The sequence below is a fragment of the Streptomyces sp. NPDC093064 genome (assembly GCF_044754605.1).
In the GTDB taxonomy this organism is placed as follows: domain Bacteria; phylum Actinomycetota; class Actinomycetes; order Streptomycetales; family Streptomycetaceae; genus Streptomyces.
On sequence record NZ_JBIVPK010000008.1, the window covers coordinates 56,741 to 81,844 of the forward strand.

The following is a 25,104-nucleotide window of genomic DNA, read 5'->3' on the forward strand; positions in this document are numbered from 1 at the left end:
GCATTTCCGGCCCCGGCCCGTCGGGCCGCCGACGGGGAGCGTGCCGGGGCGGTGAGAGGGCCGGGCCGCGCGCGGAGGCGGAGGCCGGCCGCGACCGGGGACACGGCCGTCCTGGCCGGTGCCCGGCTGTCGGGCTGTCGGGCTGTCGGGCTGTCGGGCTGTCAGGCACGAAAACATCGCGCGGCCGCGACGGCCCGGGGCTCGGCGTGCGTGAGGACGTGCGGCATCGTCCTGTTCAGGATGCGAAGAACTCCGCCAGCACCGGCGCCAGCGCCTCCGGCTCCACCGCGTGGGTCTGGCCCTCCAGGGCCCGGTACGTGCCCCGGGGCGCGGCCTCCGCGACCGCCCTGGCCGCCTCGCGCAGCCAGGCCGGGCTCGCGCTGCCCGCCACGGACAGGACCGGCACGGTGACCGAGGCCAGCAGGTCGCGGGGGACCAGTCCGTCCCCCATCACCGCGTCGTCGTGGGCGAGCGTGGGCGCGATCGCCTCCATGCCCGCCCACATGGGGGACTGGCGGGCGCTGGCGATCATCTGCGGGGCCAGCCCGGTCAGGAGCAGGAACAGCTCCACCGCGTCCCCTCGCCGGCCCTCGGCGAGCGCCGCGGTCAGCTTGCCGGTGTACTCGGCGCGCTCCCGCTCGCCGCCCTCGTACACGGCGAACGGAGGCTCGTAGACGGCGACCTGACGGACCGGCAGTCCGCTCGCCGCCGCCCGGAGGGCCAGCGCGCCGCCGGAGGAGACGCCGTACAGCGCCGCCTCGCCGCCCACCGCGTCGATCAGCGCCGCCAGGTCCTCGACCTCGCGTTCCACCGCGTAGGGCGCCGTGTCCCCGCTCCCGCCGCGGCCCCGGCGGTCGTAGACGACGGCGTCGAAGCGGCCCGGCAACGCCGCCGCCAGCGGCGCCAGCGTGGCCCCCGTCGACATCGCACCGCTGACGAGGACGACCACCGGGCCCTGTCCGGTGCCGTGGTAGGCGAGAGGTGTGCCGTCACGCGAGACGGTCTTCTTGTCCATCCCAGTCATGCCAGTCATGCCAGTGAAGACTGCCACGCCGCGGCGGCCTCACCGGGTCACAACACTTCCACGTCGTAGAAGCACAGGTGGTCCTTGATCCCGGCGACGTCCGGCTTCGGGGCGGGGTAGGCCCACACCAGGTCCGCCGCGTCGGGCAGGGACCAGTAGGACGCCGTGCCCTTGAAGGGGCAGTACGTGTGCGTGTCGGACGCCGTCAGGAGGTCGAGGCGCACGTCCTCGGGCGGCAGGTAGTAGCGCGGGGGGCACCCCGTCTCGCGCAGTACCAGGGCGCGGTCGCTCTCCGCGAGGACCTGGCCGCCGCGCACCACACGCACGTGCCCATCGCTCTTGTCGATCGTGATCGTGTGTCCTTGGGTCATACCAGTACAGCACCCGCCGGCTCCCGCTTCTTCCCGCCCGCGGGGCGGGTTGCCCCGCCGCGTACCGTGGCCGCATGAACATCTGCGTCTTCCTCTCCGCCGCCGATCTCGACGACCGCTACACCCGCCCCGCGCGGGACTTCGCCCGGCTGATCGGCAAGGGCGGGCACAGCCTGGTCTGGGGCGGATCGGACACCGGGCTGATGAAGGTGGTCGCGGACGGTGTGCAGGAGGCGGGCGGCCGGCTCGTCGGCGTGTCGGTCGACTTCCTGTCGGCGAAGGCGCGGCCCGGCGCGGACGAGATGGTGATCGCCAAGGACCTCGCCGAGCGCAAGAAGCTGCTCCTGGAGAAGGCCGACGCGGTCGTGATCATGGTGGGCGGCACCGGGACGCTCGACGAGGCCACCGAGATCCTGGAGCTGAAGAAGCACGGCCGGACCGGCAAGCCGGTGGTGCTGCTGAACTCCGACGGCTTCTACGACGGCCTCAAGCAGCAGTTCCGCCGCATGGAGGAGGACGGGTTCCTGCCCCGGCAGCTCGCCGAGCTGGTGTTCTTCGCCGAGGAGCCCGCGGGTGCGATGGCGTATCTGGACGAGGCACTCGGCGGCAGCTGAGCCGGTGGTGCGAGCATGGCGGGCATGGCTACTCATCTGATCACCGGTGCCGGCTCCGGCATCGGCGCGGCCGTCGCCCGCCGCCTGTACGCGCGCGGGGACGAGCTCGTGCTGCACGCGCGCGACGCCGGGCGGGCCAAGGAACTGGCCGCCGCGTTCCCCGGAGCCCGGACGCTCGTCGGCGACCTGGCCGACCCCGACCGGCTGAGCTGGGCGTTCTCGCACCAGACGCTGCCCGACCGGGTGGACTCCCTGCTCCACATCGCGGGCGTGGTCGACCTCGGCCCGGTCGGCGAGCTCACCCCCAAGACCTGGCGCCACCAGCTCGACGTCAATCTGATCGCCCCCGCCGAACTGACCCGCCACTTCCTGCCCCAGCTGCGCGCCTCGCGCGGCCACGTGGTGTTCGTCAACTCGGGCGCGGGCCTGAGCGCTCACGCCGACTGGTCCGCGTACGCCGCCTCCAAGCACGGACTGAAGGCGCTGGCGGACTCGCTGCGCCACGAGGAGCACGCCAACGGCGTCCGGGTCACCTCGGTCTACCCGGGCCGCACCGCCAGCCGTATGCAGGCCAAGGTGCACCAGCAGGAGGGCAAGGAGTACGACCCCGGGAAGTGGATCGCCCCCGACTCCGTCGCCACGACCATCGTCATGGCGCTCGACCTGCCGCGGGACGCGGAGGTCAACGACCTGACGGTCCGCCCGGGCCTGTGACGGACGGCGGGGGGTGGTCCCCGAAGACCGCCGCACCCTGAGGCGGTCCTGTCCCCGCGGGGTTGCGTAGTCTTCCCGGGTGAACGAGAACAGCCAGTTCAGGTTCGGTGCCGCCACCGGCGTCGGGTCCATGCCCGGTGGGGACGCCCGGGAGGCCGTCAAGACCGTCACGGGCACCTTCGAGGACTTCCCCTTCCTGCCCGAGCTGCCCGCACGCGGGCCCGGCGCCGACATGATCGGGCGCAGCGCGGGGATGCTCGTCGAGCTGTACGCGCGCGTGGAGCCCAGCGGCTGGCGGCTCGGCGACCGTCCGGGCCGGGACACCAGGCGGGCGCGGTCCTGGCTCGGGGAGGACCTCGACGCCCTGGAGGAGTTCACCCAGGGGTACGAGGGCGCGCTGAAGGTGCAGGCGGTGGGGCCGTGGACGCTCGCCGCCGCCCTGGAGCTCAGGAACGGCGAGGCGGTCCTGTCCGACCCCGGCGCCTGCCGGGACCTGGCCGCCTCGCTCGCCGAGGGGCTGCGGCTCCATCTCGCGGAGGTGCGCCGGCGTGTTCCCGGCGCCGGGCTCGTCCTCCAGCTCGACGAGCCGTCCCTGACCGCCGTCCTGCGCGGGCAGGTGCGGACCGCCAGCGGCTACCGGACCCACCGCGCCGCTGACCGGCAGATCGTGGAGGCCACGCTCCGGGACGTCCTCGGGGCGCACGACCAGGGGCCTGTCGTGGTCCACTCGTGCGCTCCGGACGTCCCGCTCGCCCTGCTGCGCCGCGCGGGCGCCGCGGCGGTCTCCCTCGACGTCTCGCTCCTCACCGAGCGTGACGACGAGGTGATCGGAGAAGCGGTCGAGGCGGGCACCCGGCTCTTCGCCGGTGTCGTCCCCGGCACGGACGGCCCGTTGTCGGACCCTGCCGGTAGCGTCATGGGTGTCAGGACGATGTGGCGCAGGCTGGGGCTGCGGCCGGAGCTTCTCGCCGAGGCGGTCACGGTCACCCCGGCGTGCGGACTCGCGGGCGCTTCCCCCGCGTACGCGCGCCAGGCGCTCGCCCACTGCGTCCGGGCGGCGAGATCGCTCGCGGACAACCCAGAGTAACGGGAGGACAACACGGTGGCCGGCGACAAGCAGCAAGCGGAAACAGCGGTGCCCGTCGAGGCACGGGAGAAGCACGCGCGGCTCGCGGAGCAGGTCGAGGAGCACCGCTTCCGGTACTACGTCAAAGACGCTCCCGTCATCAGCGACGCCGAGTTCGACCAGCTCCTGCGCTCGCTGGAGGCGCTGGAGGACGAGTACCCGGAGCTGCGCACGCCCGACTCGCCGACCCAGAAGGTCGCCGTGGCGTACGAGACCGATCTCGCCGAGGTCGAGCACCGCCAGCGGATGCTCTCCCTCGACAACGTCTTCGACGACGAGGGGCTCGCCGCCTGGGCGGAGCGCGTCGCCAAGGACGTCGGCACCACCGGCCACCACTTCCTGTGCGAGCTCAAGGTCGACGGCCTCGCGGTCAACCTGACCTACGAGGACGGCAGGCTCACCCGCGCGGCCACCCGCGGCGACGGCCGCGTCGGCGAGGACATCACGCCCAACGTCATGACGATCGCCGAGATCCCGCACCGGCTGAACGGCGACCGCGTGCCGCGTCTGGTGGAGATCCGCGGGGAGGTCTACTTCCCCATGGAGGCCTTCCAGGACCTCAACGCCCGCCGGGTCGCGGCCGGCGAGAAGCCGTACGCCAACCCCCGCAACTCCGCCTCCGGTTCGCTGCGCCAGAAGGATCCCAAGGTCACCGCGACGCTGCCGCTGCACATGGTGGTCCACGGCATCGGCGCCCTGGAGGGGTACGGGGGCCTCACCCGCCTCTCCGAGGCCTACGAACTGCTGAGGTCCTGGGGCCTGCCCACCTCCCGGCACAACAGGGTCGTCGACGACCTCGACGGCGTCCGCGCGTTCATCGCCCACTACGGCGAGAACCGCCACTCCGTGGAGCACGAGATCGACGGTGTCGTCGTCAAGCTCGACGAGATCCCGCTCCAGGGCCGCCTGGGCTCGACCTCCCGCGCCCCGCGCTGGGCGATCGCGTACAAGTACGCGCCGGAGGAGGTCAACACCAAGCTCGTCAACATCCGGGTGGGCGTGGGCCGGACCGGCCGGGTCACGCCGTACGCGCAGGTCGAGCCGGTCACGGTGGCCGGTTCCGAGGTCGAGTTCGCCACCCTGCACAACCAGGACGTCGTCAAGGCCAAGGGCGTGCTCATCGGCGACACGGTCGTGCTGCGCAAGGCCGGTGACGTCATCCCGGAGATCCTCGGGCCGGTCGTCGACCTGCGCGACGGCAGCGAGCGCGAGTTCGTGATGCCCTCCGAGTGCCCCGAGTGCGGTACGCCGCTCAGGCCGATGAAAGAGGGCGACGTCGATCTGCGCTGCCCCAACGCGCGGGCGTGCCCGGCTCAGTTGCGCGAGCGCCTGTTCTACCTCGCGGGCCGCAAGGCGCTGGACATCGAGCAGTTCGGCTATGTCGCCGCGGCCGCCCTCACCAAGCCGCTGGAGCCCTCGGAGCCGCCGCTGAAGGACGAGGGCGACCTGTTCGACCTGACGGTGGAGCAGCTTCTCCCCATCAAGGCCTATGTTCTCGACCAGGACAGCGGTCTGCCCAAGCGCGACCCGAAGACCGGCGAGGAGAAGGTCGTCACGGTCTTCGCCAACCAGCAGGGCGAGCCGAAGAAGAACGCGCTCGCGATGCTGGAGAACATCCGGGCCGCCAAGCAGCGCCCGCTCGCCCGTGTGCTCACCGGCCTGTCGATCCGTCATGTCGGACCGGTCGCGGCCCAGGCGCTGGCCCGGGAGTTCCGCTCCATCGACCGCATCGAGCGGGCCGGTGAGGAGGAGTTGGCGAACACGGAGGGCGTCGGCGCGATCATCGCCGCCTCGCTCAAGGAGTGGTTCGCCGAGGAGTGGCACCAGGAGATCCTGCGCAAGTGGCGGGAGGCCGGCGTCCGCATGGAGGAGGAGAGCTCCGGCGAGGACGAAGGCCCGCGCCCGCTCGAGGGGTTGACGGTCGTGGTGACCGGAACCCTCGAACAGTTCACCCGCGACGGCGCCAAGGAGGCGCTGCAGAGCCGGGGAGCGAAGGTGACCGGCTCGGTGTCGAAGAAGACCTCCTTCGTGGTCGTGGGTGACAACCCCGGTTCGAAGTACGACAAGGCGATGCAACTGAAGGTGCCCGTTCTGAACGAGGACGGTTTCGGCGTCCTTCTGGAGCGCGGGCCGGACGCGGCGGCCGAAGTCGCGCTTCCGACCGGCGAGTAGCGGTTGAACTCCACCCGTTCGGCGCATACCAGATGCATACGGGTGGCCGGGGCGCATTCGGGCAACCGTCGGCGACCGCTGCCCGTGGAAGCCTTCTGCGGCCTACTGTTGAGCTGTGCGCCCGCCGTGCCCAACCGCGGTCGGGGCATCCCCGTGCTCGTCAGGAGTACGTGGAAGGGTTTTCCAGCGCGGTGCCGTCCAGGGGTTGTGGGGCATCGGGCCGCGTGGCGTGGGCACCGCCGGCTGTGAGAGGGACGGGAATGGAACCGACCGAGAGCGCCGCCCCGCACTCACGGCTGCGCCGGATGGCCGGCGCATGGCAGGGGAGACGGGGGCGGACGCCGGAGCGTCCGGGCGCGATGGAGCGCGCCGGACGCGTTGCCGCCGGACAGTACACCGTCGCCCGCGCCCGCGCCTCCGCACATACGGCCGTCGAACGTTTTTCCGGATTGCCCGGCGACGAACCCGAACGGCACCGGGTCGGCTCCGTGTTGCCCGTGGCGATCGTCGCGGTGGCCGGGTCCGCGCTGAGCGCCGGCGTGTACCAGGCGTTCAGCGACCACCACGCGCTCTTCCCGTCCGGCACGGCCGGCTGGTCCCTGGCCCTGCTCACCGGCGTCATCGTCGGTCACCTGGTCATGCTCGGCCGGGCCCGCTGGTGGGGCGGCACCGGCTCCGGCGCCACCCTCACCGTCGCCGTGCTGCTGCTCTACGGCTGGGTGCCCGCCGGCATGGTCAGCCTCACCGTCGTCGTCCTGGTCGGCATGGCCCGGCGCCACCACTGGCGGCAGGGCGTGCTGCACGGGTCGGTGGACATCCTCGGCATCGGCGCCGGCGGCCTGATGCTGGGCGCCTTCGGTCGTGTACCGACCGTGGAGAGCCCCTGGAGCCCGGGCGGTTGGACCGCCTCCACTCTGCCCCAGGTGGTGCTGGCCGCCGGCGCCTACCTCCTGGTCACCCGCGGCCTGCTGTGGTTCGTGCAACACTCCCGCAACGCCGGAGTGCCCACCGTCGCCCGCACCGCCGTGATCAGACAGGGCCTGGTCGCCGTCGCCCTGCTCGGCATCTCCCCGCTGGTCTGTGTCGTCGCCATGGCCAAACCGGTGCTGCTGCCGCTGTTCGCCGTTCCGCTGATCGCCCTCGACTCCACCCTGTGGATGGCCCGCGCCCGGGCCGAGGAGCAGCTGCGCGACCCGCTGACCGGGCTGCCCAACCGGCAGTGGCTCCTGGAGCGCATCTGGACCGCCCTGGACGACGCCGAACGCATCGGCGCCCGGTCCGCGCTGATGCTGATCGACCTGGACCGGTTCCGTTCGGTCAACGACACACTCGGTCATCTCGCCGGGGACCGGCTGCTGTTGCAGATCGCCGACCGGCTGCGGCAGGCGCTGCCGCGTGGGGCGGAGGCGGCGCGGCTCGGCGGCGACGAGTTCGCCGTGCTGCTGCCGGTCGCCGACTCCACGACGTCCGCGACCCGTATCGCCCGCGCCCTGGTCACCGTCCTCAGCTCGCCGCTCGACCTCGACGGGCTCACCCTGGTCCTGGAGGCCAGCGCCGGCGTCGCCGTCTTCCCCGACCACGCCCTGGACGCCGAAGGCATGCTGCGCCGGGCGGATGTGGCGATGTACCAGGCCAAGCGGGACCGCACGGGCGTGGAGGTCTACGAGTCCAAGCGGGACTCCAACACCCCCGACCGGCTGGGGCTGCTGGGCGATCTGCGCCGGGCCCTCGACGCCCACGAGGTCCAGCTGCACTACCAGCCGAAGGTCCGCTTCGACGGGCAGGTCGCGGGCCTGGAGGCGCTGGTCCGCTGGGTGCACCCCGAGCGCGGCAAGGTGCCGCCGGACGAGTTCATAGCGATCGCCGAGTCCTCGGGTCTGATGCCCCATCTGACGGAGTACGTGCTGGAGACCGCGCTCGCGCAGGTCGCCCGGTGGCGGGCCCAGGGCCTGTTCGTCCCGGTCGCGGTCAACGTCTCCCCGCGCGATGTGCACATCCCCGGGTTCGCCGGTTCGGTGGCCGCCCGGCTGGCCCGGCACGGCGTGCCGGCGGGAGCGCTCCAACTGGAGATCACCGAGCACGTCCTGCTGGAGGACCCGCAGCGGGCCGCCGACACCCTGCACGCGCTGACCGGGCACGGCGTGAAGATGTCCCTGGACGACTTCGGCACCGGCTACTCCTCGCTGGTGCACCTGCGCCGGCTGCCGGTGAGCGAGCTGAAGATCGACCGTTCGTTCGTGGCCCGGCTGGCGGTCGACACGGAGGACGCCGAGATCGTGCGCTGCACCGTCGACCTCGCGCACTCCCTGGGGCTGCTGGTCGTCGCGGAGGGCGTCGAGGACGACGAGACCTGGGAACGGCTGCGGGACCTCGGCTGCGACGCCGTACAGGGCTGGCTCGTCGCGGCCGCGATGCCGCCGGAGGAGACGACGGCGTGGCTGCGGGCGCGCGGATCCCGCGGCTGGCAGCGACCCGCCGCCGCGCTGCCCGCGGCGGCGGCCGACGAGTGACCCTCCCGCCCGTGCGCCGGTGCTGAGAGCGGGCCGGGCCCGCCCTGCTCAGCGCGTGCCGTGCGGCACGAAGTGACCGATCAGCAACGCGAGTCGGCGCTCGTGGGCATGCTCCGGCAGCCGGCCGCTGCGCATCAGGGTCACCAGGCCGTGCAGCCCGGCCCAGTACGTCTCCGTCAGCAGGCCCGGGTCGTCGCCCTCCGCCGCGACGGGCTCCACGGCCCGCTGCAGTTCGCCGAACGCCTCCCACAGGGCCGCCGGCGCCTCGGGTGTGGCGAACGGCAGGTCCACCGTGTGCGTGAACATCGCGTCGTAGAGCGCGGGCCGCCGCCGGGCGAAGGCGGTGTACGCCTCGCCCACCGCAGTCAGCGCCTCGCGCGCGCCCTTGGCCGCCTCACGGGCCGTGCGCATCTCAACGGCCAGCTCCGCGCAACCCTGGACGGCGACCGCCGCCATGATCGCGCCCTTGCTCTTGAAGTGGCTGTAGAGGACCGGCTGGCTGTAGTCGATCTCGGCGGCCAGCCGGCGGGTGGTCACCGCGTCCCAGCCCTCGGCCTCCGCCAGCTCCCGTGCGGCCGCCACGATCAGCCGCCGGCGCTCCGCTCGTTCGCGCTCCCGGCGCGTCTGGATCGACATGCCACAGATTCTAGCAACGCTAGAACTTCTGCCGAAGCTCTGCTAGCTTCGCTTCAAGCCCTAGTGTTGCTAGCAACGGGAGAAGAGACATGACCGTCACCGCATACACCCTGGCCGTCCTGCTCGATCTGTTCTGCGTGTTCCTCGGCTACCGCTTCCTGTTCCGGCCCGGCCCCTCGGCGGCCGGCTACGGCGTCCCGGCCGACCCGCGTGGCGACGCCCGCGCCTATCTGTCGATCAAGGGTCTGCGGGACGGCACCTTCGGGCTCCTGGGCCTCGCCCTGCTGGCCTTCGCCGGAGCCCATGCCGCGGCGTGGGCCATGGCCGCCGTGGCGCTCGTGCCGTTCGGCGACACCCTGATAGTGCTGCGCAACGGCGGCACGAAGGCCGTTGCCTTCGGGATCCATTTCGCCACCGCGCTCGTTGTGCTGCTCAGTGCCGCACTGCTCTTCGCGCTCTGAGCACATCCGACATCCGGCAGGGGGAGTCTCGTCATGTCGCTGTTCGTGCCGAAGTTCGACGAAACCGTGCTGGTCCGTGAGGCTCGGGCCGAGGTGGTCGGCGGGGACCCCGTCGGCGTGAAGCTGCTGGCCGACAGCAGCGCGACCGGCGGCGCGCTGTCCACCGTGCGCGTCACCCTGGCCGAGGGCGCCGACGGTGCCCGGCCGCACCGGCACGACAACTCCGCCGAGATGTTCTTCGTCCTGGACGGGACCGCGGAGCTGCTCTCCGGCGACGACGTGGTCACCGCCGAGCGCGGTGACCTGGTCGTCGTCCCGCCGGGCCGGCCGCACGCGTTCGCCGCCGCCCCCGGCCGCGGGGCCGACCTCCTCATCGTCATCACCCCGGGTGTCGAGCGCTTCGCGTACTTCCGCCACCTCCAGCGCATCCGCCTGGGCGAGGTCACCCCGGAGAGCCTGCTGGAGGTGCAGGACCTGTACGACAACCACTTCCTGAGCAGCCGGGCCTGGGACGCGCGCCGCTGAACGCCGGCCCCTGTGGGGCGGGGTCCGGCAAACCGTTTCACGGCCACCCCGCCCCGCCCCATAGGATTGGGCCAAAGCACACGCACTCACCCCAGAGGATCGCTGCATGCCTGGCATCACGCGCGAGGAGGTCGCCCACCTCGCCCGGCTGGCGCGTCTGGAGCTGAAGCCCGAGGAACTCGACCACCTCGCGGGACAGCTCGACGACATCATTGGCGCGGTGGCCCGCGTCAGCGAGGTCGCCGACCAAGACGTACCGCCGACCTCCCACCCGCTGCCGCTGACGAACGTCATGCGCGCGGACGAGGTCCGTCCGTCGCTCACCTCCGAGCAGGCGCTCTTTGGCGCCCCGGCCCAGGAGCAGCAGCGTTTCAAGGTGCCGCAGATCCTGGGTGAGGAGTGACAGCCGTGACGGACATGAACAGCATCATCAGGCTCACCGCCGCCGAGACCGCCGAGAAGATCGCCTCCGGCGAACTGACCGCCGTCGAGGTCGCCGAGGCCCACCTGGCCCGGATCGAGGCCGTCGACGAGAAGGTGCACGCCTTCCTGCACGTCGACCGCGAGGGCGCGCTCGCCCAGGCCCGCGCCGTCGACGAGAAGCGGGCGCGCGGCGAGAAGCTCGGCCCGCTGGCCGGCGTGCCGCTCGCGCTCAAGGACATCTTCACCACCGAGGGCATCCCCACGACCGTCGGCTCGAAGATCCTCGAAGGCTGGATCCCGCCGTACGACGCGACGCTCACCAAGCGGCTGAAGGACGCCGACGTGGTGATCCTCGGCAAGACCAACATGGACGAGTTCGCCATGGGGTCCTCCACCGAGAACAGCGCCTACGGGCCCACCGGCAACCCCTGGGACCTCACCAGGATCCCCGGCGGCTCGGGCGGCGGGTCGAGCGCCGCGCTCGCCTCCCACCAGGCCCCGCTCGCCATCGGCACCGACACCGGCGGGTCCATCCGCCAGCCGGCCGCCGTCACCGGCACGGTCGGCGTCAAGCCGACGTACGGCGCGGTCTCCCGCTACGGCATGGTCGCCTTCTCCTCCTCCCTCGACCAGGGCGGCCCCTGCGCCCGTACGGTCCTGGACGCGGCCCTGCTGCACGAGGTGATCGCCGGGCACGACCCGCTCGACTCCACCTCCATCGACGAGCCGGTCCCGCCGGTCGTCGAGGCCGCCCGCAACGGCAGCGTCGCGGGCATGCGCGTCGGCGTCGTCAAGCAGTTCCGCGGCGAGGGCTACCAGGCCGGCGTCATCCAGCGGTTCGACGAGTCCGTCGAGCTGCTCAAGGAGCTGGGCGCCGAGATCGTCGAGCTGGACTGCCCGTCCTTCGACCTGGCCCTGTCGGCGTACTACCTGATCGCGCCGTCCGAGTGCTCGTCCAACCTGGCCCGCTTCGACGGCCTGCGCTACGGCCTGCGCACCGGCGACGACGGCACGCGCTCCGCCGAGGACGTCACCTCCCTCACCCGTGAGGAGGGCTTCGGCGCCGAGGTCAAGCGCCGGATCATGCTCGGCACGTACGCGCTCAGCTCCGGCTACTACGACGCGTACTACGGCAGCGCCCAGAAGGTCCGCACCCTGATCAAGCGGGACTTCGACAAGGCGTTCGAGCAGGTCGACGTGATCGTCTCCCCGACGACCCCGACCACCGCCTTCGCGATCGGCGAGCGCGCCGACGACCCGATGGCGATGTACCTCGCCGACCTGTGCACCATCCCGACCAACCTGGCGGGCAACGCGGCCATGTCGCTGCCCTGCGGTCTCGCCCCGGAGGACAACCTCCCGGTGGGCCTGCAGATCATCGCCCCGGTGATGAAGGACGACCGCCTGTACAAGGTGGGTGCCGCCGTCGAGGCCGCCTTCGTGGAAAAGTGGGGGCACCCGCTGCTCGAGGAGGCTCCGTCGCTGTGAGTAAGGCGCTCGCCAAGGCCAAGGGCTTCAAGAAGTCCAAGTCCGGTACGTACCTGTCCATGGCCACCACCGCGTTCGGCGCGGTGGGTGTCGCCAAGCAGATCAAGAAGGCCCGCGCCGAGCACGACACGCTGCGCCTGATCGACGCCACCGTGTCCGCCGTAGCGATCGTCACCGGCCTCGCCATCCTCTGCCGCGAGCTGAAGCGGTTGGGCGACGACGACGTCCTGCTGGGCTGAGAGGGAAGTTTTCACCGTGACCACCACGATCGACCTGGTGTCGTACGAGGACGCGCTGGCGTCGTACGACCCCGTCATGGGCCTCGAGGTCCATGTCGAACTCGGCACCGCCACCAAGATGTTCTGCGGCTGTTCGACCGCGCTCGGCGCGGAGCCGAACACGCAGACCTGCCCGACCTGCCTCGGCCTGCCCGGCGCGCTCCCGGTCGTCAACGCGACCGGCGTGGAGTCCGCCATCAAGATCGGCCTCGCGCTGCACTGCGAGATCGCCGAGTGGTGCCGCTTCGCCCGGAAGAACTACTTCTATCCGGACATGCCGAAGAACTTCCAGACCTCCCAGTACGACGAGCCGATCGCCTTCAACGGCTACCTCGACGTGCAGCTGGAGGACGGCGAGACCTTCCGCGTGGAGATCGAGCGCGCCCACATGGAGGAGGACACCGGCAAGTCGACGCACGTCGGCGGTGCCACCGGTCGTATCCACGGCGCGTCCCACTCCCTGCTGGACTACAACCGCGCCGGTATCCCGCTGATCGAGATCGTCACCAAGCCGATCACCGGCGCCGGCGAGCGGGCTCCGGAGGTGGCCAAGGCCTACGTCCGTGAGCTGCGTGAGCTCATCCGGGCGCTCGGTGTGTCCGAGGCCCGTATGGAGATGGGCCAGATGCGCTGCGACGTCAACCTGTCGCTGATGCGCAAGGACGCCGACAAGTTCGGCACCCGCTCCGAGACGAAGAACGTCAACTCGCTGCGGTCCGTGGAGCGTGCGGCCCGCTTCGAGATCCAGCGACACGCCGCCGTGCTGAACGGCGGCGGCACGGTGATCCAGGAGACCCGCCACTTCCACGAGGACACGGGGTCCACGACCTCCGGCCGCGTCAAGGAGGAGGCCGAGGACTACCGGTACTTCCCCGAGCCGGACCTGGTCCCGGTGGCGCCCTCGCGCGAGTGGGTCGAGGAGATCCGGGCGGCCCTGCCCGAGCTGCCGCTGGTCCGCCGGACCCGCCTCCTGACGGAGTGGGGCATCTCGGCCACCGAGATGCAGGCCATCCTCAACGCCGGTGCCCTGGACCTCATCGTCGCCACCATCGACGCCGGGGCCGACGCCGCCTCGGCCCGCAAGTGGTGGATGGGCGAGCTGGCGCGTGCCGCCAACGAGTCCGGCAAGGCGCCGGACGAGCTGTCGATCACGCCGGCGCAGGTCGCCCGGGTCACCGAGCTGGTCGCCAGGGGCGATCTGAACGACAAGCTGGCCCGCCAGGTCATCGAGGGCGTCCTCGCCGGCGAGGGCACCCCGGACGAGGTCGTCGACAAGCGCGGCCTGAAGGTGGTCTCCGACGAGGGCGCGCTGACCGCCGCCGTCGACGAGGCCATCGCCGGGAACCCGGCCATCGCGGACAAGATCCGCGGCGGCAAGGTGGCCGCGGCCGGCGCCCTGGTCGGCGCGGTCATGAAGGCCACCCGCGGCCAGGCCGACGCGGCCCGCGTCAAGGAGCTGATCCTGGAGAAGCTCGGCGTCGAGGGCTGAGCCCGCGAAGAGTCTCGGGGGGTGCACCGGATCCGGTGCACCCCCCGAGACATGCCGGCGCGGGGGACGGGCCCGACCCCCCCGTCGGTGCCCTCGGACAGAGGCGCTACGCTCGCGCGCCATGAGTGGACGCGCCGATTCCGAAACGCACCCCGAGATATCCGGGGCCGACGACGTCGAGGCGGCCGGGACGATGGGCCATGCCGAGGGTGACGTCGACGTGGGCCAGAGCGGTGTCGTCGAGGACGACGGCGCCGAGACCGAGGACGGCGCCGACGACGAGGTGGAGGACCCCGCGGAGGTCGCACGCCGCGCCCGGTGGACGGCGGCCGGGGCCGGGATCCTGCTGACGCTCGCCGGACTCGCCGCCTCGCTGCTGCGGCTGTCCCGCTCGGCATCCGCGCTCGTCCCGGCCGCCTACGCCGCCGGCGCCGCCGTCTGCGCCCTGGCGGCCTTCATCGGCTCCCGGGGACGCACCCGGCGGGCACTGTGGCTGCTGATCGCCGGGGTGATGGTGATGGCGCTCGGCGACCAGCCCGACTGATCGCGCGGTGGACACTCGGCGGGGCGACAGACTTCATCTGACTGTCCTGTGAATTGAGTCGCACTGATGTGAATCAGCCCACGAACCGGCTAAACGATCAGATTCGCCTGCAAGAGTGTCTTCAGATTGCTCATGCGTTCTTTGCGGGCTGTTCCGATCATGGACGACTGTTCCCGGTCAAAGATCCACAAATCCCCCTGGGAGCACGTTCGTGGCAGCCCTAGCACGCTGGTGTGTCAGGCACCGCCTCGTCGTCGTACTGCTCTGGCTCCTTGCCTTCGGCGGGGTCACCGCTGCCGCCTCGGTCACCGGTTCGGCCTACTCCAACAACTACGAGGTCCCCGGCACCGACTCGGCACGCGCCACCCAGCTGCTCAAGGAGGGCTTCCCGGGACTCGGCGGCGACAGCGACACCGTCGTCTGGCACACCACGTCCGGCACGGTGCGCGCCCCGGACGTCGAGCAGACGATGACCCGCACCCTGGACAAGATCGCCGCCCTGCCTCAGGTGGCGTCCGTGACCAGCCCCTACAAGGACCCGGACGCCCAGGGCTCCGACCAGATCAGCCCCGACGGGCACACCGCGTACGCCACGGTCACCTTCGCCCGCCCCTCCGAGGACATCACCAAGCCCCAGGCCGCGGCCGTGGTCCAAACGGCCAAGGCGGCCGAGACCGGCGGGCTGCAGGTGGAACTCGGCGGCAGCGCGATCAGCCTCACCGCGGCCTCCGGCGACCACACCGCCGAGATCGTCGGCGTGCTCGTCGCCGCCGGGGTGCTGCTCGTCGCCTTCGGCTCGCTCGCCGCCGCCGCGCTGCCCATCGCCACCGCGCTCCTGAGTGTGGGCACCGCGCACGCAGCCATCGGACTCCTCGGCCACGCCATGACGCTCGCCGACTTCGCGCCCATGCTGGGCATGCTGATCGGACTCGGCGTCGGCATCGACTACGCGCTGTTCATCGTCACCCGGCACCGGCGTGGACTGAAACGCGGACTCAGCCCCACCGAGGCGGTCACGAACGCCGTCGCCACCACCGGACGCGCCGTCGTGTTCGCGGGTGCCACGGTGTGCATCGCCCTGCTCGGCATGCTCATCCTGCGGCTGGGCTTCCTCAACGGCGTGGCGGTCGCCGCCTCGCTGACCGTCGTCCTCACCGTCGCCGCCTCGGTGACCCTGCTGCCCGCGCTGCTGTCCTTCATCGGCCCGCGCGCCCTGAGCCGCCGCGAACGGCGCCGCCTGGCCGAACACGGGCCCGAGCCCGAGGTGCCCACCGGGTTCGCCGCCCGCTGGTCGGCCTTCGTCGAACGCCACCCCAAGGCGCTCGGCGTCGTCGCTCTCGCCGTCGTCACCGTGCTGGCCCTGCCCACGCTCTCCCTCCACCTCGGCACGTCCGACCAGGGCAACGATCCCAAGACGGCGACCACCCGGAAGGCGTACGACCTCGTCGCCGAGGGCTTCGGGCCGGGCGTCAACGGGCCGCTCACCCTGGTGACCCGGGTGGACGGGGCCGAGGGCAGGCTCGCCCTGGACAACCTCGGCACCACCCTGCGCGCCACCGAGGGCGTCGTCGCGGTGACCCCGGTGACCTACAACTCCGGCGGCACCACGGCCTACCTGAACGTGGTCCCCGACTCCGCGCCGCAGTCCCAGCGCACCAGCGACCTCGTGCACCGACTGCGCACCGACGTGCTGCCGCGCGCCCAGACCGGCACCACGCTCGACGTGCACGTCGGCGGGGTCACCGCCGGATACGACGACTTCGCCGGCGTGATCATCGGCAGACTGCCGCTGTTCGTCGGCGTGGTGGTCGGCCTCGGCTGCGTGCTGCTGCTGCTCGCCTTCCGGTCCCTCGGCATCCCCCTGAAGGCCGCCGCGATGAACATCGCCGCCGTCGCCGCCGCGTTCGGCGTCGTCGTCACGATCTTCCAGTGGGGCTGGGGCAGCGAGTTCCTCGGCCTCGGCCGGGAGGGACCGATCGAGCCCTTCCTGCCCGTGATCATGGTCTCGGTGCTCTTCGGGCTCTCCATGGACTACCAGGTCTTCCTGGTCAGCCGGATGTACGAGGAGTGGCTGGAGACCGGTGACAACCGGCGGGCCGTCCGCGTCGGGCTGGCCGAGACCAGCCGGGTGATCAACTCCGCCGCGGTCATCATGATCTCGGTCTTCCTCGCTTTCGTCCTCAGCGGCGACCGGGTGATCGCCATGTTCGGCATCGCGCTCGCCTCCGCCGTCGCCCTCGACGCCTTCGTGCTGCGCACGCTGCTCGTGCCCGCCCTGATGCACATGCTCGGCCGCGCCAACTGGTGGCTGCCGCGCCGGCTCGACCGCGTGCTGCCCCGGATCAGCATCGAGCCGCCCGAGTGCCGCGCGGCGCATGAGAGGCTCACGGACGTCGAGGACGCTCTGGCGAAGGAGACGCAGCAGGATGTACGCGATACCTCTGGGTGACGAGGGAGCCGAACTGCGGCCCCTGGAGCCGTGGCACGCCGAGGAGTTCCTCGCGCACCTGGAGCGGGGCCGGGAGTTCGTCACGCGGCACATCCCGTTCGGCGCGAACGCCACGGACGTGGACTCCGCGCGGGCCGTCCTCCAGTCGTACGCCGACAAGCACGCCGCCGACAGCGGCTTCCTGCACGGGCTGTGGCTGGAGGGCAAGCTGGTCGGCGGACTGCTGTTCCGCATCTTCGACACGGCCACCGGCACCTGCGAGATCGGCTGCTGGCTGGAGCCGGCCGGCACCGGGCGCGGACTCGTCACACGCGGGGCGCGGGTGCTCATCGACTGGGCGTTCGACGAGCGGGGCATGCACCGCGTGGAGTGGCACGCCTCTTCCGCCAACGAGGCGAGCATCAACGTGGCGCGACGGCTGGGGCTGACCCGCGAGGGCATCCTGCGTGAGAGCTTCCCCTACCGGGGCGTGCGCCAGGACATGGAGGTGTGGGCGGTGCTCGCCCCCGAGTGGCGTGAGGCACGGGCGCGCGACGGTCGTTGAGACGGCCGGGCGGGCGCGCCGCCGTCTCCGTGCCACCGGCCCCGTGTCAGGCGAGGTTCCGGGCGAGCTCTAGAGCCGCCTTACCCGCGTCCCCCGGTGCCTTACGGCCGCCCCGCGGCCCCCGCACACGCGCCTAAGGCACCCAGCACGGGGAAGATGCGGAACTCTCCCGATGTGGCCGCACCCCCTGGGAGACGACAGTGGAGGCATCGCGGAAAGCGACGCCGAAACCACCGCTCACCGGGGAGAGACCATGTTCCACTACGAACTGCACCAGCTGCGCTCCGCCGAACTCGGCCGCCGCGCCGAGCAGGACCGCCTGGTCCGCGAGGCCCTGCGCGGCCGCCGTGCCGCCCGCCGCTCGGCCGGCGGGCGAACCGCCGAGGCGGAGCCCCATACCCACGGCCCCCACCGGCGGCGGTTCACCCGCGCGGCGTGAACACGGGCCGGCGCGACCCCGGCGGCCAGGACGGCGCCGGCTCCACGGGGGTGGGCCGGGGCCTCCCGCATGTCCGTCCGTCTGCCGTGGGGAAAACAAGTCCCGCCCTGTCGGACCCTCGTGCGATGCTCGGGCATGTGGAGACCAGGTCCGTCAGTCCGGTGTTCGTCGGCCGCGCCGACGAGTTGAGCACTCTGCACGACGCGCTCGCCCGCGCGGCCCGGGGAGAGCCGCAGGCCCTGCTGCTCGGCGGTGAGGCGGGCGTCGGCAAGACCCGCCTGGTCGAGGAGTTCACCGCCGCCGCCGTTCGCGCCGGCGCCGTCGTCGCGCTCGGCGGCTGCGTGGAGATCGGCGCCGACGGACTGCCGTTCGCCCCCTTCTCCGCCGCCCTGCGCGCCCTGCGCCGCGAACTGCCCGGCGAACTTGCCGCCGCGGCCGCCGGACAGGAGGAGGAGCTCGCCCGGCTGCTGCCCGAACTCGGCGAGCCGGCCCCCTCGCGAGGTACCGGCCGGCACGACGAGGAGGGCATGGCCCGCCTCTTCGAACTCACCGCCCGCCTGCTGGAGCGCGTCGCCGCCGACCACACCGTCGTCGTCGCCCTGGAGGACCTGCACTGGGCCGACGCCTCCACCCGGCACCTGCTCGCCTACCTCCTGCGCACCCTGCGCACCGGCCGCCTCGTCGTCCTGGCGACCTACCGCTCCGACGACATCCACCGCCGCCACCCGCTACGGCCGCTGCTCGCCGAACTCGACCGGCTGCGCACGGTCCGCCGCCTCGAACTCGCCCGCTTCACCCGGCAGGAAGCGGGCCGCCAGATCGCCGGCATCCTCGCCGCCGAACCGGACCCGGTCCAGGTCGACGAGATCTTCGAACGCTCCGACGGCAACGCCTTCTTCGTCGAGGAACTCGCCGTCGCCGCCCACGAGGGCTGCCGCACCAGCCTCAGCGACTCCTTGCGCGACCTGCTGCTCGTGCGGGTCGAGAAGTTGTCCGAGCCAGCCCAGCGGATCGCCAGGATCGCCGCCGAGGGCGGGTCCACCGTCGAGCACCGGCTGCTCGCGGCCGTGGCCCGGCTCAGCGAGGACGACCTCATCGAGGCGCTGCGGGGCGCCGTGAACGCCAACATCCTCATCGCCGCCTCCACCGGCGACGGCTACCGCTTCCGGCACTCCCTGGTGCGTGAGGCCGTCAGCGACGACCTGCTGCCCGGCGAGCGCTCCCGCCTCAACCGCCGCTACGCAGAGGCCCTGGAGACCGACCCGACCCTCGTCCCCGCCGACCAGCGCGTCATGCGGCTGGCCAGCTACTGGTACCACGCCCACGACCCGGCCAAGGCCCTGCCCGCCGTCCTGGACGCCTCCGTCGTGGCCCGCGCCCGGCACGCCTACAGCGAGCAACTGCGTCTGCTGGAACGGGCGATGGAGCTGTGGGACGCCGCGCCGGAAGAGGTGCGGGCCCGGCTGCGGCCCGTCGACTACACCGAGATCTACCCTCCCTGCGGCTGCGATCCGGCGACCGCCCCGCTGACCTTCCTCGATCTGATGGCCGAGGCCGCCGTCGCGGGCCGCTTCTGCGGGGAGCGGGACCGCTCCTTGAAGATCACCAAGCGGGCGCTGCGCCTCCTGGAGGACGACAACGACCCACTCCGGGCCGCCTGGTTCTGGATCCAGCGCTCCAAGCTGGTCCAGGCGAAGGCCCACGGCGACGGCTGGCGGGAACTGGGTACCGCGCAGGAACTGGTGCGCGGGCTGCCGCCGTCCGAGGTGCACGCGGAGGTGCTGGCGAACGTCGCCCAGTGGTCCATGGTGCACGTGCCGGGCCCCGACGCCCTCTCGGCCGCCGAACGGGCCGTGGAGTACGCGCGCATGGTCGACGCCTGCGAGATCGAGATGACCGCGCGGCTCACCCTGGGCGGTCTCATGGTCCAGGCCGGCGACGTCGAGGCGGGCCTCGCCGAGATGTACGAGGTCAACAGGCGCACGGTCGGCGACGGCATCGCCGCCGTCGCCGGCCGCTCCTTCGTGAACCTGCCCTCCGAGCTGGAGTCCGTCGGCCGCTCCCGCGAGGCCGTGCCGCTCATGGAGCAGGGGATCGCCTTCACCCGGAGCTTCGGCCTGCTGGACAGCGAGGCCTGGGTGTGGGGCAACCTCGCCGAGTCGCTGTTCACCCTGGGGCGTTGGGAAGAAGCCGCCGACGCGGCCTCCCGGTCCCGGCGCGTCGGCCAGAGCGCCAAGCCACGCGGCTTCCACGCCCGCGTCCGCGCCCAAATCGCCCTCGAACGAGGCGACCTGGCCGAAACCTCCGGTCAACTGGCCGACGCCCTCGAAAACTTCGGCACGCACGACAACGCACCCCAGCACGCCCTGCCGCTCGCCCGCATCGCGATCGCGGTCGCCGCGGGCGAGGGCCGCCTGCTGGACGCCCGCGCCGAACTCGAACGCGTCCTGGACGACGGCTTCCCACCCGGCACGCAGCGCTACGGCTGGCCGCTGCTGCTCACCGCTGCCACGGTGGAGACCCACGCGGCAGGGCTGCCCGCCGCCGGCCCCGGACGCGCCGAGACCTTGCGGCGTATCCGGCACGCCACCAAGTCGCTGGCCACCAACGTGCCTGTCTGGCAGGCGTACGAGCGCTGGGTGCGCGCCGAACTGCTGCGGGCCGAGGGGCGTAGCTGCCCGGAGGAGTGGGCCGGGATCGTCGCCGCCTTCGAGACGCTGGAGCGCCCCTACGACCTCGCCCGCGTCCGCTGCCGCCTCGCCGAGGCCCTCCTCGGCACCGACGAGGACCAGCGGGACCGGGCCACCGAGCTGCTGCGCCTGGCGCACGCCGTCGCCGAGCACCTGCGCGCCCGCCCGCTCGCCGACTCCGTCGCCCTGCTGGCCCGCCGCGCCCGCCTCGCCCTGACCGGCGCCCCGCAGCAACCCTCCGCTTCCGCCGACCCGGTCGAGTCCCTGGGCCTGACCAGCCGGGAACGCGATGTCCTGCGGCTGGTCTCGGCCGGCCGCACCAACCGCCAGATAGCCGAGGAACTCTTCATCTCGCCGAAGACGGCCAGCGTCCATGTCTCGAACATCCTGGCCAAAATGGGTGTTTCGGGTCGCGGAGAGGCGGCGGCACTGGCCCACCGGCTGGGCCTGTTCCCACCGGGGGCCGAAGACCAGATGGTCGTGGGATGACCGGAAGACGCCGACCGGGAGGGAAGCCGTGTTCAACGTGTTCGAGGAACTGTTCTCGCCCGGCCGCAAGCACACCCGGGACGAGCAGAACCGGCTGGAACTGACCCGAGAGGACGTCGGGGACAACGATCCCGGGCGCGGACCGATCGATCTCGCCTCCGGGAAGGTCGTCGTACGGCCGCCCGAGCCTCCCGCGGAGGAAGCCGGAACCGGGCGGGAGTGAGCGCCGGGGGCTACTTCACCTCCAGTTCCAGGATCCGGTCGTCGCCCTTCTTCGGAGTGCCGCGGCCGTCCGTGTTGCTGGTGACCAGCCAGAGCTTGTCGCCGCCCGCCGAGACCACCGTGCGCAAGCGGCCGTAGGTGCCGGTGAGGAACGCCTCGGGGGCCGCCGAGAGCTTGGTGCCGCTCAAGGGGATCCGCCACAGGCGTTGACCCCTCAGGCCCGCCATCCAGATGGAGCCCTCGGCGTAGGCGATGCCGCTGGGGGAGGCCACGTTCGTGTGCCACTGGGTTATCGGGTTCTGGAACTTCGGGTTGTTCGTCCTGCCCTCCGCGTCCGGCCAGCCGTAGTTGCCGCCCGGTTTGATCGCGTTCAGCTCGTCCCAGGTGTCCTGGCCGAACTCGGAGGCGAACAGACGCTGCTTGTCGTCCCAGGCCAGGCCCTGCACATTGCGGTGGCCGTACGAGTACACGGGGGAGTCGGGGTACGGGTTGCCCGGGGCGGGCAGGCCGTCCGGGGTCAGCCGCAGGATCTTGCCGCCCAGGGACTTCCTGTCCTGGGCCAGGCCTCGGTCACCGGTCTCGCCCGTGCCCGCGTACAGCATCCTGTCGGGGCCGAAGGCGATCCGGCCGCCGTTGTGGATGACTCCCTTGGGGATGCCCTTGAAGATCGTGTCGGGTGCGCCCAGTTGCATACCGGCCGGCTTCTTGTCGTCGTACAGCATCCGGACGATGCGGTTGTCCGAGGCCGAGGTGAAGTAGGCGTAGATCAGGTGGTCGGAGGCGTAGTCGGGGGACAGCGCTATGCCCAGCAGGCCGCCCTCGCCCTCCGGCGAGACCCCCGACACCGTGCCCAGTTCGGTCTTCTGCCCGGTCTTCTCGTCGACCCGTGTGATCGTCGCCTGGTCACGGGAGGAGACGAGGAGACCACCGCCGGGGACCGGGGCCAGTCCCCAGGGGCTGTTCAGGCCCTCCGCGACCGTGCGCAGGACCTTCACCGCGCCCTTGGCCGGCGGCGCGGTCTCCGTGGGTGCCTGCCCGGAGGGCGAGGCCACCGTCGCCGTACGGCCGGGCGCCATGCCGTTCCCACCGGCCGACGCGCCCCCGGAGGAGCAGCCGGCCGTCAGCAGCAGGGCGGTGGCCAGCACGCCCGTCACAGCTCGACGTTGCACGATCTTCGTCCCTTCGACGCGGCGGGTTCTACCTGTCTTACACCGCCCGCACCTCCCAGGTTCCCGATCACCCGAATCCCACGCCGACCCCGAATCCGCCACCCCGCCCCTGGCCGGCGAGCGGAAGGGCGCGGTGTTCCTCCACCTGGGCCGAGCGGCTCACCACGGCCCGCGACCGGGGGTGAGGGCCGCCGACAGCACCACGGCACCACGCCGAGCCGCGAGGTGGGGCCCCACTGGTCGCCGTCCCTCCACGAACCACCGCGCACGCCCCACGCGAGAACCGGTTCCGGACACCTGACGTCCCGCCCTGACAGCGGCTGCCGCGCTAGGACGCGGCCGGCGCTGTGGGGCGTCCGGTGCTGCAGGGGCGGGGCGCGCGTGGGTGCCCAGCGTGGTGGCGGACGCGGGCCAGGCTTTCGAGGCCGGTGCTGTCGGGTGTGCGGTGCCGCAGAGGCGGGTGGGCGCGTGTTGGTGTCCGGCGTGGTGGGGGGCGCGGGCCGGGCCCCCGGGCCAGGTCGGCCGCGTGCAAGGCGTTGCGTGGCTCAGTCCCACGAGCCCTGGGCCGTGGGCAGGTGGCCCAGTTCCGTCAGGTCGTCGGCCGTCAGGTGCAGCCCCGCCGCGTCCGCGTTCTCCGTCACCCAGTGCTCCTGCTTGGTGCCGGGTACCGGAATCACATGGCGGCCCTGGGCCAGTACCCAGGCCAGCGCCACCTGGGCGGGCGTGACGTTCTTGCCGTGCCGGGCGGCCGTCCGCCGCAGGCCGGCCACGATGGGCTGGTTCGCGGCCATCATCTCGGCGGTGAAACGGGGATGCCGGGCCCGCACGTCTTCCGGCTCGAACCCCTGGCCGGGGGTGAGGGTGCCGGTCAGGAAGCCGTTGCCCAGCGGCATCGCCGCCAGGAAGCCGACCCCGCGCTCCGTGCACCACGGCAGCAACGACTCCAGCGCCTCCGGCGACCACACCGACAGCTCCGCCTGCACCGCGCTGACCGGGAAGACCTGCTGCACCCGCTCCAGCTGGCGGATCGTTCCGTCGTGCAGCCGCGCACCGGACCGGCGCCGGCCGCGCGCGCCCACCGCGCACAGGCCGAGCGCCCGCACCTTCCCGGCCCGCACGAGTTCGGCCATCGCCCCCCAGGTCTCCTCGACCGGGACCTCGGGATCGGCGCGGTGCAACTGGTAGAGGTCGATCACGTCCGTCTGGAGACGCCTGAGCGAGGCGTCGCACGCCCGCCGCACATAGCCGGGACGCCCGTTCGCCACGATGTGCTGCTCACCCACCAGCAGACCGACCTTCGTCGAGACGAAGGCGTCGGACCGCCGCTCCTTCAGCACCCGCCCCAGGAGCAGCTCGTTGGTGAACGGGCCGTACATGTCGGCCGTGTCCAGCAGCGTCGAGCCCAGGTCCAGCGCCCGGTGCACAGCCCTGAGCGACTCCGTCCCCCGCTGCCGCGACGCGCTGTACGCCCAGCTCATCGGCATGCACCCCAGCCCTACGGCCCCCACCGCGAGTGCCGCCGCGCCGATCGTCCTGCGCTCCACTTGGCCGTAACCCTCCCTCTCTCGGGGCCCACCAACCTAACCTCTGGCCGCGCGTGCCCCTGGCATAGCCTCCTGAGCATGACTGCTGACGTATGGCTGCCCATTCCGCCGGACGAGATCGCGGGGCTTCCGCAGGGGCCCACCTACCGTTTCTGGGACGGCGCCGAGGAGTTCCCCGCGGACCCCGCCGACTGCGCCTTCTACGTCGTGCCGTACATGAAGCCCGGTGGCGTCGGTCTGCGTCCGATGCCCCGGATGAGCTCCGTGCGGGTCGTGCAGACGCTGTCCGCCGGCACCGACCACGTGGAGCCGGGCCTGCGGCACCTGCCGCCGGGCGTACGGCTGTGCAACGCGCGCGGGGTGCACGAGGCGAGTACCAGCGAGCTCGCCCTGACGCTCATCCTGGCCTCGCTGCGCGGCGTCCCCGACTTCGTCCGGGCGCAGGACCGGGGCGAGTGGGGCGGAGGCTTCCGTCCCGCCCTCGCCGACAAGAACGTCCTCATCGTCGGCTACGGCTCGATCGGGGCCGCCATCGAGGACCGGCTCGTGCCCTTCGAGGTCGCGCGGGTGGCGCGCGTGGCGCGCTCCGCGCGCACCACGGAGCGCGGCCCGGTGCATCCGCTCACCGATCTTCACTCCCTGCTCCCGCAGGCCGATGTCGTCGTCCTGTCCACGCCCTTGACGGAGGCCACGCGCGGGCTGGTGGACGCGGACTTCCTGGCGCGGATGAAGGACGGCGCGCTGCTGGTGAACGTCGCGCGCGGCGGCGTGGTCGACACCAAGGCGCTGCTCGCCGAGCTGGACAGCGGCCGTCTGACCGCCGCCCTCGACGTCACCGACCCCGAGCCGCTGCCCCAGGGCCACCCCCTGTGGCACGCGCCGGGCGTGCTGATAAGCCCCCATGTCGGCGGCCCCACATCCGCCTTCATGCCGCGTGCCAAGCGGCTTCTGACGGATCAGTTGCGCCGTTTCGTGAACCAGGAGCCGCTCGCCAACGTGGTCCTCACGACGGGCACGGCAAGCGCCTAGTCCGCTTCGGGTACGGTCCGCGACTTTACGAACGCGTTCCGTACCCGTATCCGTGCTGGTCGTCACGGAGCGTAGAGAAGCTATGTCCCTGCGTGACGAGACTGGTGTATCGTCCCGACAGGGGCTGCGCCGCGCACCGTTCGGCGCCGGGGAC

23 protein-coding genes are annotated in these 25,104 nt (G+C 72.2%); 18 read left to right on the top strand and 5 right to left on the bottom strand.

Annotated features, from left to right (window positions below; translation table 11 throughout):
- Window positions 1-235: 235 nt before the first annotated feature.
- Window positions 236-1,015 (bottom strand): alpha/beta hydrolase, encoded by a 780-nt coding sequence (locus ACIQFZ_RS12375; protein WP_365418457.1) that lies wholly within the window; start codon window positions 1,013-1,015, stop codon window positions 236-238.
- Window positions 1,016-1,071: 56 nt separating this feature from the next.
- On the bottom strand, window positions 1,072-1,395 hold the full coding sequence (locus ACIQFZ_RS12380; RefSeq protein WP_365418426.1) for a DUF427 domain-containing protein: 324 nt from the start codon (window positions 1,393-1,395) through the stop codon (window positions 1,072-1,074).
- Between the two features lie 74 nt (window positions 1,396-1,469).
- Here ACIQFZ_RS12380 and ACIQFZ_RS12385 point away from each other — a divergent pair, with 74 nt between their 5' ends.
- From ACIQFZ_RS12385 to ACIQFZ_RS12405, 5 genes are all read left to right on the top strand, one after another.
- A complete protein-coding gene (locus tag ACIQFZ_RS12385) occupies window positions 1,470-2,009 on the top strand; it encodes a TIGR00730 family Rossman fold protein (protein ID WP_402691180.1) in 540 nt (179 codons plus the stop codon).
- A 15-nt stretch (window positions 2,010-2,024) separates the two neighbouring features.
- Window positions 2,025-2,723: an SDR family oxidoreductase gene (locus ACIQFZ_RS12390; protein ID WP_365418432.1), complete on the top strand. Its 699-nt coding sequence runs from the start codon at window positions 2,025-2,027 to the stop codon at window positions 2,721-2,723.
- A gap of 79 nt (window positions 2,724-2,802) precedes the next feature.
- A complete protein-coding gene (locus tag ACIQFZ_RS12395; RefSeq protein WP_365418435.1) occupies window positions 2,803-3,810 on the top strand; it encodes a methionine synthase in 1,008 nt (335 codons plus the stop codon).
- Between the two features lie 15 nt (window positions 3,811-3,825).
- Window positions 3,826-6,021, top strand: coding sequence for an NAD-dependent DNA ligase LigA (gene ligA / locus ACIQFZ_RS12400; RefSeq protein ID WP_402691181.1), 2,196 nt, complete (start codon window positions 3,826-3,828; stop codon window positions 6,019-6,021).
- A 260-nt stretch (window positions 6,022-6,281) separates the two neighbouring features.
- On the top strand, window positions 6,282-8,531 hold the full coding sequence (locus ACIQFZ_RS12405; RefSeq protein ID WP_402691182.1) for a putative bifunctional diguanylate cyclase/phosphodiesterase: 2,250 nt from the start codon (window positions 6,282-6,284) through the stop codon (window positions 8,529-8,531).
- Between the two features lie 48 nt (window positions 8,532-8,579).
- On the opposite strand, the gene ACIQFZ_RS12410 is transcribed toward ACIQFZ_RS12405, so the two are convergent.
- On the bottom strand, window positions 8,580-9,167 hold the full coding sequence (locus ACIQFZ_RS12410; protein ID WP_402691183.1) for a TetR/AcrR family transcriptional regulator: 588 nt from the start codon (window positions 9,165-9,167) through the stop codon (window positions 8,580-8,582).
- Window positions 9,168-9,256: 89 nt separating this feature from the next.
- Here ACIQFZ_RS12410 and ACIQFZ_RS12415 point away from each other — a divergent pair, with 89 nt between their 5' ends.
- From ACIQFZ_RS12415 to ACIQFZ_RS12470, 12 genes are all read left to right on the top strand, one after another.
- The gene (locus ACIQFZ_RS12415; protein WP_365418447.1) at window positions 9,257-9,628 is read left to right on the top strand and encodes a DUF4267 domain-containing protein; all 372 of its coding nucleotides are present in this window, start codon (window positions 9,257-9,259) and stop codon (window positions 9,626-9,628) included.
- 33 nt (window positions 9,629-9,661) lie between these two features.
- Window positions 9,662-10,153 (top strand): cupin domain-containing protein, encoded by a 492-nt coding sequence (locus tag ACIQFZ_RS12420; RefSeq protein WP_365418450.1) that lies wholly within the window; start codon window positions 9,662-9,664, stop codon window positions 10,151-10,153.
- Window positions 10,154-10,259: 106 nt separating this feature from the next.
- On the top strand, window positions 10,260-10,556 hold the full coding sequence (gene gatC / locus ACIQFZ_RS12425; protein ID WP_365418453.1) for an Asp-tRNA(Asn)/Glu-tRNA(Gln) amidotransferase subunit GatC: 297 nt from the start codon (window positions 10,260-10,262) through the stop codon (window positions 10,554-10,556).
- A 5-nt stretch (window positions 10,557-10,561) separates the two neighbouring features.
- Window positions 10,562-12,064: an Asp-tRNA(Asn)/Glu-tRNA(Gln) amidotransferase subunit GatA gene (gatA, locus tag ACIQFZ_RS12430; protein WP_402691184.1), complete on the top strand. Its 1,503-nt coding sequence runs from the start codon at window positions 10,562-10,564 to the stop codon at window positions 12,062-12,064.
- Entirely contained in the window at window positions 12,061-12,303 is a 243-nt protein-coding gene (locus tag ACIQFZ_RS12435; protein ID WP_225079584.1) for a hypothetical protein, read from the top strand. The genes gatA and ACIQFZ_RS12435 overlap by 4 nt, the downstream gene beginning before the upstream one ends.
- A gap of 16 nt (window positions 12,304-12,319) precedes the next feature.
- Window positions 12,320-13,831, top strand: coding sequence for an Asp-tRNA(Asn)/Glu-tRNA(Gln) amidotransferase subunit GatB (gatB, locus tag ACIQFZ_RS12440; RefSeq protein WP_402691185.1), 1,512 nt, complete (start codon window positions 12,320-12,322; stop codon window positions 13,829-13,831).
- A gap of 121 nt (window positions 13,832-13,952) precedes the next feature.
- Window positions 13,953-14,375, top strand: a complete 423-nt coding sequence (locus tag ACIQFZ_RS12445; RefSeq protein WP_402691186.1) for a hypothetical protein — start codon at window positions 13,953-13,955, stop codon at window positions 14,373-14,375.
- 211 nt (window positions 14,376-14,586) lie between these two features.
- Entirely contained in the window at window positions 14,587-16,824 is a 2,238-nt protein-coding gene (locus ACIQFZ_RS12450) for an MMPL family transporter (protein WP_402691187.1), read from the top strand.
- On the top strand, window positions 16,802-17,368 hold the full coding sequence (locus tag ACIQFZ_RS12455) for a GNAT family protein (RefSeq protein ID WP_365423032.1): 567 nt from the start codon (window positions 16,802-16,804) through the stop codon (window positions 17,366-17,368). Before ACIQFZ_RS12450 ends, ACIQFZ_RS12455 begins: the two co-directional genes overlap by 23 nt.
- A gap of 253 nt (window positions 17,369-17,621) precedes the next feature.
- Window positions 17,622-17,807: a hypothetical protein gene (locus ACIQFZ_RS12460; RefSeq protein WP_365423029.1), complete on the top strand. Its 186-nt coding sequence runs from the start codon at window positions 17,622-17,624 to the stop codon at window positions 17,805-17,807.
- A 125-nt stretch (window positions 17,808-17,932) separates the two neighbouring features.
- Complete coding sequence (locus ACIQFZ_RS12465) at window positions 17,933-20,986, top strand: AAA family ATPase (protein WP_402691188.1); 3,054 nt, start codon at window positions 17,933-17,935, stop codon at window positions 20,984-20,986.
- Window positions 20,987-21,014: 28 nt separating this feature from the next.
- The gene (locus ACIQFZ_RS12470) at window positions 21,015-21,209 is read left to right on the top strand and encodes a DUF6191 domain-containing protein (protein WP_365423023.1); all 195 of its coding nucleotides are present in this window, start codon (window positions 21,015-21,017) and stop codon (window positions 21,207-21,209) included.
- Between the two features lie 10 nt (window positions 21,210-21,219).
- Here the strand turns inward: ACIQFZ_RS12470 and ACIQFZ_RS12475 are convergent, their stop codons facing one another.
- A complete protein-coding gene (locus ACIQFZ_RS12475) occupies window positions 21,220-22,377 on the bottom strand; it encodes a PQQ-dependent sugar dehydrogenase (protein WP_402691189.1) in 1,158 nt (385 codons plus the stop codon).
- Between the two features lie 545 nt (window positions 22,378-22,922).
- On the bottom strand, window positions 22,923-23,921 hold the full coding sequence (locus ACIQFZ_RS12480; protein ID WP_402691190.1) for an aldo/keto reductase: 999 nt from the start codon (window positions 23,919-23,921) through the stop codon (window positions 22,923-22,925).
- Between the two features lie 78 nt (window positions 23,922-23,999).
- Here ACIQFZ_RS12480 and ACIQFZ_RS12485 point away from each other — a divergent pair, with 78 nt between their 5' ends.
- A complete protein-coding gene (locus ACIQFZ_RS12485; protein ID WP_383059203.1) occupies window positions 24,000-24,950 on the top strand; it encodes a 2-hydroxyacid dehydrogenase in 951 nt (316 codons plus the stop codon).
- The last annotated feature ends 154 nt before the right edge of the window (window positions 24,951-25,104 follow it).

Bases quoted from the DNA above. Each gene is read 5' to 3' on its own strand.
- ACIQFZ_RS12410 (WP_402691183.1), bottom strand. From the start codon at position 9,167: ATGTCGATCCAGACGCGCCGGGAGCGCGAACGAGCGGAGCGCCGGCGG.
- ACIQFZ_RS12445 (WP_402691186.1), top strand. From the start codon at position 13,953: ATGAGTGGACGCGCCGATTCCGAAACGCACCCCGAGATATCCGGGGCC.
- ACIQFZ_RS12380 (WP_365418426.1), bottom strand. From the start codon at position 1,395: ATGACCCAAGGACACACGATCACGATCGACAAGAGCGATGGGCACGTG.
- ACIQFZ_RS12405 (WP_402691182.1), top strand. From the start codon at position 6,282: ATGGAACCGACCGAGAGCGCCGCCCCGCACTCACGGCTGCGCCGGATG.
- ACIQFZ_RS12385 (WP_402691180.1), top strand. From the start codon at position 1,470: ATGAACATCTGCGTCTTCCTCTCCGCCGCCGATCTCGACGACCGCTAC.
- ACIQFZ_RS12390 (WP_365418432.1), top strand. From the start codon at position 2,025: ATGGCGGGCATGGCTACTCATCTGATCACCGGTGCCGGCTCCGGCATC.
- gatC (WP_365418453.1), top strand. From the start codon at position 10,260: ATGCCTGGCATCACGCGCGAGGAGGTCGCCCACCTCGCCCGGCTGGCG.
- ACIQFZ_RS12420 (WP_365418450.1), top strand. From the start codon at position 9,662: ATGTCGCTGTTCGTGCCGAAGTTCGACGAAACCGTGCTGGTCCGTGAG.
- ACIQFZ_RS12485 (WP_383059203.1), top strand. From the start codon at position 24,000: ATGACTGCTGACGTATGGCTGCCCATTCCGCCGGACGAGATCGCGGGG.
- ACIQFZ_RS12465 (WP_402691188.1), top strand. From the start codon at position 17,933: ATGCTCGGGCATGTGGAGACCAGGTCCGTCAGTCCGGTGTTCGTCGGC.
- ACIQFZ_RS12375 (WP_365418457.1), bottom strand. From the start codon at position 1,015: ATGGACAAGAAGACCGTCTCGCGTGACGGCACACCTCTCGCCTACCAC.
- ACIQFZ_RS12460 (WP_365423029.1), top strand. From the start codon at position 17,622: ATGTTCCACTACGAACTGCACCAGCTGCGCTCCGCCGAACTCGGCCGC.
- ACIQFZ_RS12455 (WP_365423032.1), top strand. From the start codon at position 16,802: ATGTACGCGATACCTCTGGGTGACGAGGGAGCCGAACTGCGGCCCCTG.
- ACIQFZ_RS12415 (WP_365418447.1), top strand. From the start codon at position 9,257: ATGACCGTCACCGCATACACCCTGGCCGTCCTGCTCGATCTGTTCTGC.